Source organism: Burkholderia sp. AU33803 (assembly GCF_002223095.1).
Classification (GTDB): Bacteria; Pseudomonadota; Gammaproteobacteria; order Burkholderiales; family Burkholderiaceae; genus Burkholderia.
In genome coordinates, this window is the sequence record NZ_NKFJ01000005.1 from 1,057,245 (window position 1) to 1,070,202 (window position 12,958).

Here is a 12,958-nt window from a genome sequence, read left to right on the forward strand (position 1 = left end):
GACAATCCGGCGTAACCTGTTAACAACCAAAACAGGTTAGCATGGAGATGCCGATGCTCGAACTCGCCAACCGCTTCATTTTCGAAGGCCACCGGATTGCCTGGGGAACGTTCGGCGACGGGCCGCCGCTCGTGCTCGTGCACGGCACGCCGTTTTCGTCGCAGGTGTGGCGCCGGATCGCGCCGTGGCTCGCGCGGCGTCATCGCGTGTTCTTCTACGACCTGCTCGGTTACGGTCAGTCCGACATGCCGGACGCGGACGTGTCGCTCGGCCGCCAGAACAGGCTGTTCGGCGCGCTGCTCGACGAGTGGAACATCTCACGCCCCCGCGTACTCGCTCACGACTATGGCGGCGCAACCGTGCTGCGCGCGCACTTCCTCGACGGCGTCGCCTATGCGGATCTCACGCTCGTGAATCCGGTCGCCATCGCGCCGCAGGGTTCGCCGTTCGTGCGTCATGTCGCGCAGCACGAAGCCGCATTCACCGGATTGCCTGCGTATGCGCATCACGCGCTCGTGTCGGCCTATCTCGGCAATGCCGTCGCGCGGCCGCTGAGCGACGACGCGTTGTCGATCTACCGCGCGCCATGGCTCACGCCCGACGGGCAGGCCGGGTTCTATCGCCAGATCGCGCAGATGCGCCAGCGCTACATCGAGGAAGCCGAGGCGCGTTACGCGCCGCCGGACTTTCCGGTGCGCATCGTGTGGGGCGAGGACGACGCGTGGATTCCGCTCGAACAGGGGCAGGCGCTGGCCGATCGCATCGCGAACGGCCGGCTGATCAGGGTGCCGCGTGCGGGCCACCTGGTGCAGGAAGATGCGCCGGAGGCGATCGTCGCGGCAGTGCTCGACGCATCAGGGCAAGGTTGACGCCCGCTGTCGCGCATGTCGCTCTTCGCGTGCCGCGTCAGAACACCGGCACGCCCTGCGCGAGCGTCGAGATGAATTTTGCGGTGCGCGGATCGCGCGGGTCGCCGAACAGGTCGCGCGACGCACCGGCCTCGACGATACGGCCTTCCGCGAGAAACACCGCGTCGTGTGCAATCGACGCGGCCAGACGCAGGTCGTGCGTCGCCATCAGCATCGTCGTGCCTTCCCGTGCGAGCTGGCGCAGCACCTCGACCACTTCGACGGACAGTTCCGGATCGAGCGCCGACGTCGGCTCGTCGCACAACAGCACCTGCGGCGACGGCGCGAGCGCACGCGCGATCGCGACGCGTTGCTGCTGGCCGCCCGACAGCGTGCCGGGCCACGCGTCGGCCTTGTCCGCGATGCCGACCTTCTCGAGCAGCGCGAGCGCGCGTTCGCGGGCTCGCTCGCGCGGCCAGCGCTGCACGGTGACGAGCCCTTCCATCACGTTCTGCACGACGCTCAGGTGCGGAAACAGCTGGAAGTTCTGGAACACCATGCCGGTCTGGCGGCGCACCGCGAACACGGCGTCGCGCGCCGGCCGCTGCGCCGGCGAGAAGTCGATGCGTGCGTCGCCGACCGTCAGCGCACCCGCCTCGGGCACTTCGAGCAGGTTCACGCAACGCAGCAGCGTGCTCTTGCCGCTGCCGGACGGCCCGATCAGCGCCGTCACGCTGCCGGGTTGCAACGCGAGGTCGATCCCTTGCAGCACGCGATGCGTGCCGAACGACTTGTCTATGCGTTCGAGCCTGATCATCGCAGTTCCGCCTGGAACAGCGCATGACGGCCGAAGCGGATTTCGAGGCGACGCTGCAGCGTGGACAGCACCGAGCTGAGCAGCAGATAGACCAGCGCGGCTTCCGTATAGAGAATCATCGGCTCGTAGGTCACGGCCGCGATCCGCTGCGCGGCCTGGAAGATTTCCGGCACGGTCAGCACGGCCGCGAGCGACGTGTCCTTCACGAGCGAAATGAACGAATTCGACAGTGCGGGCAGCGCAACGCGCGCGGCCTGCGGCAGGATCGCGCGACGCAGCGCCTGCGGGCGCGTCATCGCCATCGAGTACGCGGCTTCCCACTGCCCTTTCGGAATCGATTCGATCACGCCGCGGATCACCTCGGCGTTGTACGCACCGACGTTCAGCGAGAAGCCGATCACCGCGGCCGTCAGCGGATCGAGCACGATGCCGACGCTCGGCAAACCGTAGAAGATCACGAACAGCTGCACGAGCAGCGGCGAACCGCGAAACAGCCAGATGTAGAAACGGACGGCGGCTTGCGCCCAGCGCGGCCCGAACAGCCGCGTGAGCGCCGCGCCGAAGGCGAGCAGCAGGCCGATCGCGAACGACGCGAGCGTGAGCGGTACCGTGAACACGAGCCCCGCGACGAGCAGGGGCCGCAGCGATTCCGCCATCAGGTGAAGCCAGGCCGGCATCGTTCAGCCTCGCGTCACGGTTGCGACACGTCGCGGCCGAAATACTTCTGCGAGATCTTCGCGTAGGTGCCGTCGGCCTTGATGTCCGCGAGCGCCTTGTCGATCGCGGCCACCAGCGCGGGGCTGCCCTTGCGCAGCAGCACGCCCGATGCGTCGCTCGCGCCGCCCGTGTCGGTCGCCGCGATCTTCAGCTTCGCGTCCGGCTTGTGCTTGCGGAAATCGAGGTACGACAGCGAATCGTTGATCGTCGCGTCGACGCGCCCCGAGCTCAGCAGATCGATCGATTCGTTGAAGCCCTGCACGGGCACGACGTCCGCCCCGTGCGCGGCCGCGAGCTTGCCGAAATTGCTGGTCAGCGTGTTCGCGGATTTCTTGCCCTTGAGGTCGTCGAACGAGTGGATCGTCGTGTTGTCCGCGCGCACGATCAGCACCGCGCGGGACGTGATGTACGGCGTCGAGAAATCGTATTTCGCCTTGCGCGCGTCGGTGATCGACACTTCGTTGACGACCGCGTCGTAGCGGTTCACGTCGAGGCCCGCGATCAGCCCGTCCCACTTGCCTTCGACGAACTGCGGCTTCACGCCGAGGCGCTGCGCGATCGCGGTCGCGATATCGACGTCGAAGCCCGTCAGCTTGCCGGTTTCGTCGTGGTACGTGAACGGCGCGTAGGTGCCTTCGGTGCCGACCCGGAACACACCGGACGACTTGATCTGCGACAGGTCGTCGGCAGCCAGTGCGCTCGTGACCGAAACGGCCTGCAGCATGGCGACGACCAGGATGGAGCGAAGGAATTTCATGGTGCGGACCCCGAATGATTGGACGAAATATTCCCGCGGCACACGCATGCCGTTCGAGAGGTCCGCGAATTCTACCGACGCGTCGAGGCCCGGCAAAAACGCAAATCGGCTATCGATATGAGCCGATCGAATAACGCGCGCACCGGCCGCGAAACCGGTGCGCGCGGCTTACACATCACTTACCACGGCAGCGAATACGTCTTCGTATTCGTGAAGCTCTTCATCGCTTCCTGCACGCCTTCCTTGTAACCGAGCCCCGAATCCTTCACGCCGCCGAACGGCGTCAGTTCGAGCCGGTAGCCCGGCACTTCGCGCACGTTCACGCTGCCGACTTCCAGCTCGGTGATGAAGCGCGTGATGTGATCGAAGCGGTTCGTGCAGACCGACGACGACAGTGCATAGTCGGTGCTGTTCGACATCCGGATCGCTTCGTCGATGTCGCGAAAGCGCATGATCGGCGACACGGGGCCGAAGGTTTCGTACTTCACCAGCGGCATGTCGGGCGTCACGCGATCGATCACCGTCGGCGAATACAGCGCGCCGTCGCGGACGTTGCCGACCAGCAGCCGCGCGCCGCGCGCGATCGCGTCGTTCACCTGCTGCTCGCAGAATTTCGCGGCGGCCTCGTCGATCACCGTGCCCATGTCGACCGACGGATCGGACGGATTGCCGTACGACCACGCACGCGTTTTCTCGACCACCAGCTCCGTAAAGCGATCAGCCACCGCCTCGTGCACGAGCATCCGCTTGATCGCGGTGCAGCGCTGCCCCGAGTTCTTGTACGAACCCGACACCGCGAGCGTGCTCGCTTCGTCGAGGTCGGCGTCTTCCATCACGATGATCGGATCGTTGCCGCCGAGCTCGAGCACCGCGCGGCGGTAGCCCATGCGCGACGCGATCGACTTGCCGATCGATACGCCGCCGGTGAACGTGATCAGGTCGATCGCCGGGTTCGTGATCAGCTCGTCGGCAATCTCCTTCGGGTCGCCGGTGAGCACCTGCAGCATCTGAGGCGGCAGGCCGGCTTCGTACAGGATGTCCGCGAACAGGTAGCACGACAGCGGCACCTTCTCCGACGGCTTCACGACGATCCGGTTGTTGGTGGCCACCGACGGCACGATCTTGTGCGCGACCTGGTTCATCGGGTGATTGAACGGCGTGATCGCCGAGATCACGCCGAGCAGCGGATCGCGCTGCGTGTACACGCGGCGCTTCTTGCCGTGCGGGGTCAGGTCGCACGAGAAGATCTGACCGTCGTCCTTCAGCACTTCACCGGCACCGAACGTCAGCACGTCGGCCACGCGGCCCGCTTCGTACGTCGAATCCTTGATGCACAGGCCGGCCTCGGCCGTGATCAGCGCTGCAATTTCGGCCGTGCGCGAGCGCACGATGTCGGCCGCGCGGCGCAGGATCGCCGCGCGATCGTGGCGCGTGAGCGTCGGCCGGTAGGCACGTGCGGCGGCAAACGCGCGCCGCACGTCGTCCAGCGTCGCCTTCGGCACGGTGCCGACCAGCGCGCCGTCGTACGGGTTGCGCACTTCGATTACCGCGTCCCGATGAATCCGTTCCCCATCGATTCGCAGTGCTTCGCGACGAAGCTCGCGGACGTCCGTCGATGCTGCAATGGCGTTCATGAGTGTGTCCCCTTACGGATGCGTGCGCATCACTGCAGATGGTTGAGCGCGATGTCGATGATGTCGAAGTTGCGCAGGCGCGCGCGGCCCGAGACGTCGCCGGCGACCGGCTTGCTGAAGATCAGCGGCACGATCTGCTCGGAGATCCCGCCGTGCGAGCGCAGCGGCACGTCGAGGCCCGACAGGTCATGCTTGATGCGGCGCGTGCCGAGCACGACGTCCTGCTTCGAGATCACGATCAGGTCGCCCATCCGCGCCGGCGGCAGCTCGAAGCGCGCGCAACCCTCGGCGCCCGTCAGCACGACCTCGATGCCGTCGACCGCGGCGAGCCGTGCGCGCAGCGCTTCGGTATCGGCCGACGCCGGCACGTAGACGGTCGCGAACGAGCCGAGCGCGCCGTGGTGCACGACGTACGGATCGGTGATCGGCAGGATCACGCGCGCCGCGTCCTCGCCGAGCCACTCGTCGAACAGCTCCTGCAGGTAGATCACGTTCGGCTCGCCGGTTTCATCGTCGTGCTTCGCGTTCATTCCATGATCGGCCGTGATCGCGACGATCGCACCGAGCGCGTCGAGGCGCTGCAGGTAGGTGTCCATCATCGCGTAGAACGCGTTCGCGCCTTCCGTGCCGGGCGCGCACTTGTGCTGCACGTAGTCGGTGGTCGACAGGTACATCAGGTCGATCGGGCGCGTCTCGAGCAGGCGCACGCCGGCCGCGAACACGAATTCCGACAGGTCCGCGCTATACACGCTCGGCACCGGCTTGCCGACCAGCTCGAGCACGTTGGCGATGCCGTTTTCCTCGACGCTCGCCTCGTCGGCCTTTTCCGACGAGAAGCAGATGCCCTTCAGCCCCTTGCCGAGCAGGCGGCGCAGCTTGTCCTTCGCGGTGACGACCGCGACTTTCGCCCCTTGCTCCGCGAAGGTCGCGAGCACGGTCGGTGCGACCAGGTACTTCGGATCGTTCATCAGCACTTCGGCGCCGGTGTCGCGATCGTAGAAGTAGTTGCCGCTTATCCCATGCACCGCCGGCGGCACGCCTGTCACGATCGACAGATTGTTCGGGTTCGTGAAGCTCGGCACCACGCACTCGCCCTTGAGCGCCGTGCCCGGCTTCAGCAGCGTGCGCAGGAACGGCGCGACGCCGGCCTCGGCCGCTTCTTCCAGATATTCGTACGCGCAGCCATCGACGCACACGACCACCACGGGCCGGCTCATCCAGTTGTAGCGGCGGCCGTTCACTTCCACGGATACAGGCGTTTCATTCATGACGTTCATTCCTTTCAGGTCGAAGGGGTGAGCCGTCGGCGCCCGCGCCGCGCCGAAGGGAGGTGTTTTCCATGCTTGACATTAAAATTGATGATTTGTAGATTGTCAACAACATGCAGAGAACAGAAAGCAAAACAACGGTGCAGCAAGAGGGCTGGTCTCCACTCATCCGCCGCGTGCCGCGGCGCCACAGTCAAGGGGTCTGAAGATGAACGAAGTGCCGGTAAACAAGCGTTTGAACGCATGGGCGGCGGGCGCGGCCCGCTTCGCACTGGCCGCGGCGGTCGCGCTCGGCGCGGTGCAGGCGGCGCACGCGAAGACGTCGCTGCTCGTCTATACCGCGCTGGAAGACGAGGCGATGAAGCCCTACAAGGATGCGTTCGAGAAAGCGAACCCCGATATCGAGATCCGCTGGGTGCGCGACTCGACCGGCTCGGTCACCGCGAAGCTGCTCGCGGAGAAGAACAACCCGCGCGCGGACGTCGTGCTCGGCCTCGCCGCGTCGAGCCTCACGCTGCTCGACCTGCAGGGCATGCTGATGCCCTACACACCGAAGGACTTCGACCAGCTCACGCGCAAGTACAGCGACGCGAACACGCCGCCGCACTGGGTCGGCATGGACGTGTGGGGCGCGACGATCTGCTACAACCGCGTCGCCGCGCAGGCGAAGGGCATCCCGAAGCCGACGTCGTGGGAAGACCTGACGAAGCCCGTCTATAAAGGCGCGATCGTGATGCCGAGCCCGGTTTCGTCCGGCACCGGCTACCTCGACGTGACCGCGTGGCTGCAGACCTTCGGCGACGACAAAGGCTGGAAGTTCATGGACGCGCTCGACAAGAACGTCGCGCAATACGTGCACTCGGGCTCGAAGCCGTGCACGCTCGCCGGCACCGGCGAATTCCCGATCGGCATCTCGTTCGAGTTCCGCGGCCACGAACTGCAGTCGCAGGGCGCGCCGATCGATCTCGTGTTCCCGAAGGAAGGGCTCGGCTGGGACATGGAAGGCACCGCGATCATGAAGACGACGAAGCAGCCCGACGCCGCGAAGAAGCTCGCCGACTTCATGGCGAGCAAGGAGGCGAACCAGATCACCGCGCGCTGGTGGGCGATCGTCGCGTACCCGGGGGTCGCGCGCAAGCTCGCCGGCATCCCCGACAACTACTCGGACCTGCTCGTGAAGAACGACTTCGTATGGTCGGCGAAGAACCGCCAGTCGATTCTCGATACGTGGCAGAAGCGCTACGGCGCGAAAGCGCAGCAGTAACGTCGCGACCCGCCGCGGGGCCGCGCCGCGCGCCGCCCCGCGCCACCCTTTCCATCGTCGAATCCGGCCCCCGGGCCGCCCCAGCATGGAGGCGCGCATGGCACCTTATCTGAGCGTAGAACGCATCGAGAAGCGGTACAACGACACGCAGGTCCTCACCGACATCAACCTGAGCGTGATGAAGGGCGAAATGATCTGCTTCCTGGGGCCGTCCGGCTGTGGGAAGACCACGCTGCTGCGGATCATCGCGGGGCTCGAGACGCAGAACGCCGGCCACATCATGCAGGACGGCCGCGACATCTCGCGGCTGCCGCCGCAACTGCGCGACTACGGGATCGTGTTCCAGTCGTACGCGCTGTTCCCCAACCTCACCGTGTACGACAACGTCGCGTACGGGCTCGTGAACCGCAAGATGAAGCGCGACGCGATCCACGAGCGCGTGCACACGCTGCTCGCGCTGGTCGGCCTGCCCGACAGCCATCGCAAGCATCCGGGCCAGCTGTCCGGCGGCCAGCAGCAGCGCATCGCGCTGGCACGCGCGCTCGCCACCTCCCCCGGCCTGCTGCTGCTCGACGAACCGCTGTCGGCGCTCGACGCGCGGGTGCGCGTGCGGCTGCGCCAGGAGATCCGCGCGCTGCAGCAGCGGCTCGGCGTGACGACGATCATGGTCACGCACGACCAGGAAGAAGCGCTGTCGATGGCCGACCGCATCGTCGTGATGAACCACGGCGTGATCGAGCAGATCGGCACGCCGCTCGAAATCTACCGGCAGCCCGCGTCGCCGTTCGTCGCGGACTTCATCGGCCGCGTCAACACGATTCCCGCCGAAGTCACGCAGGACGGCTCGCTGCGCGCGGGTACGGTCGGCCTCGACTGCCGCCACGGTGCGGCCCGCCCGGCGCAAGGCGCGGCGGTGTCGGTCTACGTGCGGCCCGAGGACCTGCGCATCCGCGTGCCGGGCGAGACGGCCGACAACGTGCTGGCCGGCCGCGTCGAGAAGCTCGAATTCCTCGGCGCGTTCTGCCGCGTGAGCTTCCGGATCGACGGGCTCGACGGCCAGGAGATCGTCGCCGACCTGTCGTATCACGACGTCGACCGCACCGGCGTGCAGGCCGGCGCGCGCATCGACCTCGCGCTCGATCGCGAGCATGTCCGCGTGTTCCCGAGCGCGAAGGAGCGACTGCAATGAGCACCGTCCTGACCGAGCGCCGCCGCGGCGCCTCCGCCCCCGCCGACGTGCGGCAGATCACGCACTGGCACGACCGCATCGCGCAGCTCGCGCTCGTCGCGATGGCCGCGCTGATGTCGATGTTCCTGCTGCTGCCGCTCGCGCTCGTCGTGCAGAAATGCTTCGTCGATGCGGACGGGCGCTTCGTCGGCGCACACAACTTCGTCGAGTATCTCGAGGACAGCGGCGTACTGCGCTCGATGCTGCATTCGCTGACGGTCGGCGCGCTCGTCACGTCGATCGTCGTGCCGATGGCGTTCACGTTCGCTTACGCGCTGACCCGCTCGTGCATGCCGCTGAAGAACGCGGCGCGCACGATCGCGCTGCTGCCGCTGCTCGCGCCGACGCTGCTGTCCGCGGTGTCGTTCATCTACTGGTTCGGCAACGCGGGGCTGCTCAAGCCGCTGCTGCACGGCCATTCGATCTACGGGCTGCCGGGCATCGTGCTGAGCATGGTGTATGCGTCGTTCCCGCACGTGCTGATGATCCTCGTCACCGCGCTGTCGCTGGCCGACGGCCGGCTCTACGAGGCCGCCGACGCGATGGGCACGAGCCGCATCCGCAAGTTCTTCACGATCACGCTGCCGGGCGCGAAGTACGGCTTGATCAGCGCGACGATGGTGGCGTTCACGATGTGCATCAACGACTTCGGCGTGCCGGTGGTGATCGGCGGTTCGTACAACGTACTGTCGACCGACATCTACAAGCTGATCATCGGCCTGCAGGATTTCAACCGTAGCGCGGTCGTGAGCCTGATGCTGCTGTGTCCGGCCCTCGTCGCGTTCGGCGTCGACTTCTTCATCCGCCGCCGCCAGCAGTCGCAGCTCGGCGCACGTTCGACGCCGTACCAGCCGAAGCCGTCGCGCGGCTTCGACGCCGCGATGCTCGCGTACTGCGGCATCGTGTGCGCGTTCTTCATCGCGGTGGTCGGCATCTCGGTGTTCGCGTCGTTCGTGAAGTTCTGGCCGTACCAGATGACGCTCGGGCTGCAGCACTACGAGATGGGGCTGATCGGCGCGGGCATCTTCGACGCGTACAAGAACAGCCTGCGGATGGCCGCGACGGTGGCGCTCGGCGGCACGATCGTCGTGTTCGGTGGCGCCTACCTGATCGAGAAGACCCGCGGCGCACGCTGGCTGCGCGGCTTCATCGCGCTGTGCGCGATCCTGCCGATGGGCGTGCCGGGGCTCGTGCTCGGCATCAGCTACATCTTCCTGTTCAACGCGCCCGGCAATCCTCTGAACGGGCTGTACGGGTCGCTGTGGCTGCTCGCGATCGTCACGGTGGTGCACTACTACGCGTCGAGCCACCTGACCGCCGTCACCGCGCTCCGGCAGATCGACAGCGAGTTCGAGGCCGTGTCCGCGTCGCTGAAGGTGCCGTTCTACAAGACCTTCGTGCGCGTGACCGTACCCGTGTGCCTGCCGGCGATCCTGCTGATCGCGCGCTACCTGTTCGTCAACGGGATGACGACGGTCTCGGCCGTCGCGTTCCTCTACTCGCCCGACACGCAACCCGCGTCGGTCGCGATCCTGAACCTCGACGACGCGGGCCAGATGGGCCCGGCCGCCGCGATGGCCACGCTCGTGCTCGCGACCTCGTCGTTCGCGTGCGTGCTGTTCGCGTGCATCTCGCATCGACTGTTGCGCCGTACGCAGGCGTGGCGCAATCCGCATCGCCGTTGATTCTTTGACCGTATTCACGTGACGTCCCGACTTCATCAAGGAGACACCATGACGCTCGCCGCCCAGCCCATCCTGCTCACCCCCGGCCCCCTGACGACCTCCGACACCACGCGCGACGCAATGCTGCGCGACTGGGGATCGTGGGACAGCGACTTCAACGCGATCACCGCGCGCTTGCGCGAACGCCTGCTGCAGATCGTGCACGGCGAAGGCACGCACGAATGCGTGCCGCTGCAAGGCAGCGGCACGTTCTCGGTCGAAGCGGCCCTCGGCACGCTCGTGCCGCGCGACGGCCACGTGCTCGTGCCGAACAACGGCGCGTACTGCCAGCGCATCGCGAAGATCTGCCGCGTGCTCGGCCGCCAGCTGACGACGATCGACTACAGCGAGGATCGCCGCGTCGATCCGGCCGACGTCGAGCGTGCGCTCGCCGCCGATCCGACCATCACGCACGTCGCGCTCGTGCACTGCGAAACGGGCGCCGGCGTGCTGAACCCGCTGCACGACATCGCGCAGGTCGTCGCGAAGCACGGCCGCGCACTGATCGTCGATGCAATGAGCTCGTTCGGCGCGATCGACATCGATGCGCGTACGACGCCGTTCGACGCGGTGATCGCCGCATCCGGCAAATGCCTCGAAGGCGTGCCGGGGCTCGGCTTCGTGATCGCGAAGCGCAGCGCGCTCGAACGCTGCGAAGGCAACAGCCACTCGCTCGCGATGGACCTGTACGACCAGTGGGTCTACATGCAACGCACGACGCAGTGGCGCTTCACGCCGCCGACGCACGTGGTCGCGGCACTCGACGCGGCCGTCGCGCAATACGTCGACGAAGGCGGGCTCGCGGCGCGCGGCGGCCGCTACCAGCGCAACTATCGCGCGCTGATCGACGGGATGCTCGCGCTCGGCTTCCGGCCGTTCCTCGATCCGGCGATCCAGGCGCCGATCATCGTCACGTTCCATGCACCGGACGATCCGAACTACGACTTCAAGCGCTTCTACCAGGAGGTCAAGCAGCGCGGCTACATCCTGTATCCGGGCAAGCTGACCGAGGTCGAGACGTTCCGGGTCGGCTGCATCGGCCACTTCGGCGAAGCCGGCATCCCGGGCGCCGTCGCCGCGATCGCCGACACGCTGCGGGCAATGGGCGTGCGCCGCGTGTCGGCGGAAGCCGCCGCCTGACGCGACGCATGACGACGTGACGTGATGGTCCCCGCCGCATGCACGTTCGCATGCGGCGGCCGATTGTTTGGCAGTGCGCGGCACGGCCCCTTTTCCACGAACCCTCCCATGCGACCCTTCTGGATCGAACAAGCGCTGTTCAACGACGGCGATCTCGCCCCCGCGCTGCAAGGTGCGACGCAGGCCGACGTGTGCATCGTCGGCGGCGGCTTCACCGGGCTCTGGACCGCGATCCAGGCGAAGCAGCAGAACCCCGCGCTCGACATCGCGATCGTCGAGGCCGACCTGTGCGGCGCCGGCGCGAGCGGCCGCAACGGCGGCTGCCTGCTCACGTGGTCCGCGAAGTTCCTGACGCTGCGGCGGCTGTTCGGCGAAGCCGAGGCGATCCGGCTCGTGAAGGCCTCCGAAGCGGCCGTGCAGCACATCGCCGATTTCTGCCGCGCGCACGCCATCGATGCCGAGCTGCGGCTCGACGGCACGCTGTACACCGCGACGTCGCGTGCGCAGGTCGGCACGCTCGCGCCGGTGCTCGACGCGCTCGCCGCGTGCGGCATCCACAGCTACGAACCGCTGCCGCCCGCCGAAGTCGCGCGCCGCTCGGGGTCCGCCCGCAATCTCGACGGCGTCTACTCGCCGATCGCCGCGACCGTGCATCCCGGCAAGCTCGTGCGCGGGCTGCGCCGCGTCGCGCTCGCGATGGGCATCCGGATCTACGAGCGCACGCCGATGCTCGACTTCACGCCCGGGCAGCCGGCCGTCGTGCGCACGCCGGTCGGCAGCGTGCGTGCGGGCAAGCTCGTGTTCGCGATCAACGCGTGGATGGCGAGCCGCTTCCCGCAGTTCGAACGGACGATCGCGGTCGTGTCGAGCGACATGGTCATCACCGAGAAATGCCCCGAGCTGCTCGAAAAGACCGGGCTCGTGGACGGCGTGTCGGTGCTCGATTCGCGGATCTTCGTCTACTACTACCGCACCACCGCCGACGGGCGGCTGATGCTCGGCAAGGGCGGCAACACGTTCTCGTGGCGCAGCCGCATCGCGCCCGTGTTCGACCGGCGCTCGCCGTACGAGGCGCAACTCACGCAGAGCCTGCGCGAATTCTTTCCGTCGCTTGCCGGCGTGCCGGTCACCGCGAGCTGGAACGGGCCGTCGGATCGCTCCGTCACCGGCTTCCCGTTCTTCGGCCGCCTCGACGACGCGCCGAACGTGTTCTACGGCTTCGGCTATTCGGGCAACGGCGTGGGGCCGACCTACATGGGCGGGCAGATCCTGTCGTCGCTCGTGCTCGGCCTCGACAACGCATGGACGCGCAGCCCGATCGTGCGCGGCCCGCTGGGTCATTTCCCGCCGGAGCCGATCCGCTATGTCGGCGCGCACGTCGTGCGCAATGCGATCCGCCGCAAGGAGCGCGCGGAAGACGAGAGCCGGCCGCCGGCAGTTGTCGACACGTGGCTCGCGAAATTCGCGAGCGCGGCCGGGAAAGCCGACAAGGCGTGACGATGCGTTGACTTGCGTGGCTTGAATGACCCGAAGCCGCAATGAAAAAGGGACGCTGCGAAGC

Annotated in this window: 11 protein-coding genes; 6 read left to right on the top strand and 5 right to left on the bottom strand. The window is 67.1% G+C overall.

Features of this window, described 5'->3' with window-relative positions; genetic code table 11:
- The first annotated feature begins 53 nt into the window (after positions 1-53).
- Positions 54-869: an alpha/beta fold hydrolase gene (locus CFB41_RS16800; RefSeq protein WP_089457223.1), complete on the top strand. Its 816-nt coding sequence runs from the start codon at positions 54-56 to the stop codon at positions 867-869.
- Positions 870-906: 37 nt separating this feature from the next.
- On the opposite strand, the gene CFB41_RS16805 is transcribed toward CFB41_RS16800, so the two are convergent.
- The 5 genes from CFB41_RS16805 to phnA all read right to left on the bottom strand — a co-directional run bounded on the left by CFB41_RS16805 (position 907) and on the right by phnA (position 6,041).
- Positions 907-1,665 (bottom strand): amino acid ABC transporter ATP-binding protein, encoded by a 759-nt coding sequence (locus tag CFB41_RS16805; protein WP_089457141.1) that lies wholly within the window; start codon positions 1,663-1,665, stop codon positions 907-909.
- Complete coding sequence (locus tag CFB41_RS16810; protein ID WP_089426605.1) at positions 1,662-2,342, bottom strand: amino acid ABC transporter permease; 681 nt, start codon at positions 2,340-2,342, stop codon at positions 1,662-1,664. Before CFB41_RS16810 ends, CFB41_RS16805 begins: the two co-directional genes overlap by 4 nt.
- 14 nt (positions 2,343-2,356) lie before the next feature.
- Positions 2,357-3,139 carry an amino acid ABC transporter substrate-binding protein gene (locus CFB41_RS16815; protein ID WP_089441346.1) on the bottom strand — a complete coding sequence of 261 codons (783 nt, stop codon included), beginning with the start codon at positions 3,137-3,139 and terminating at the stop codon, positions 2,357-2,359.
- A 179-nt stretch (positions 3,140-3,318) separates the two neighbouring features.
- On the bottom strand, positions 3,319-4,773 hold the full coding sequence (gene phnY, locus CFB41_RS16820; protein ID WP_089457142.1) for a phosphonoacetaldehyde dehydrogenase: 1,455 nt from the start codon (positions 4,771-4,773) through the stop codon (positions 3,319-3,321).
- 29 nt (positions 4,774-4,802) lie between these two features.
- Complete coding sequence (gene phnA / locus CFB41_RS16825; RefSeq protein ID WP_089457224.1) at positions 4,803-6,041, bottom strand: phosphonoacetate hydrolase; 1,239 nt, start codon at positions 6,039-6,041, stop codon at positions 4,803-4,805.
- Between the two features lie 208 nt (positions 6,042-6,249).
- Here phnA and CFB41_RS16830 point away from each other — a divergent pair, with 208 nt between their 5' ends.
- The 5 genes from CFB41_RS16830 to CFB41_RS16850 all read left to right on the top strand — a co-directional run bounded on the left by CFB41_RS16830 (position 6,250) and on the right by CFB41_RS16850 (position 12,894).
- A complete protein-coding gene (locus tag CFB41_RS16830) occupies positions 6,250-7,305 on the top strand; it encodes a putative 2-aminoethylphosphonate ABC transporter substrate-binding protein (RefSeq protein WP_089441287.1) in 1,056 nt (351 codons plus the stop codon).
- Between the two features lie 97 nt (positions 7,306-7,402).
- On the top strand, positions 7,403-8,494 hold the full coding sequence (locus CFB41_RS16835) for a putative 2-aminoethylphosphonate ABC transporter ATP-binding protein (protein ID WP_089457225.1): 1,092 nt from the start codon (positions 7,403-7,405) through the stop codon (positions 8,492-8,494).
- On the top strand, positions 8,491-10,218 hold the full coding sequence (locus tag CFB41_RS16840) for a putative 2-aminoethylphosphonate ABC transporter permease subunit (RefSeq protein ID WP_089457143.1): 1,728 nt from the start codon (positions 8,491-8,493) through the stop codon (positions 10,216-10,218). The genes CFB41_RS16835 and CFB41_RS16840 overlap by 4 nt, the downstream gene beginning before the upstream one ends.
- A gap of 48 nt (positions 10,219-10,266) precedes the next feature.
- Positions 10,267-11,397, top strand: coding sequence for a 2-aminoethylphosphonate--pyruvate transaminase (locus tag CFB41_RS16845; protein WP_089426610.1), 1,131 nt, complete (start codon positions 10,267-10,269; stop codon positions 11,395-11,397).
- A gap of 108 nt (positions 11,398-11,505) precedes the next feature.
- Positions 11,506-12,894: an FAD-dependent oxidoreductase gene (locus CFB41_RS16850; RefSeq protein ID WP_089457144.1), complete on the top strand. Its 1,389-nt coding sequence runs from the start codon at positions 11,506-11,508 to the stop codon at positions 12,892-12,894.
- The last annotated feature ends 64 nt before the right edge of the window (positions 12,895-12,958 follow it).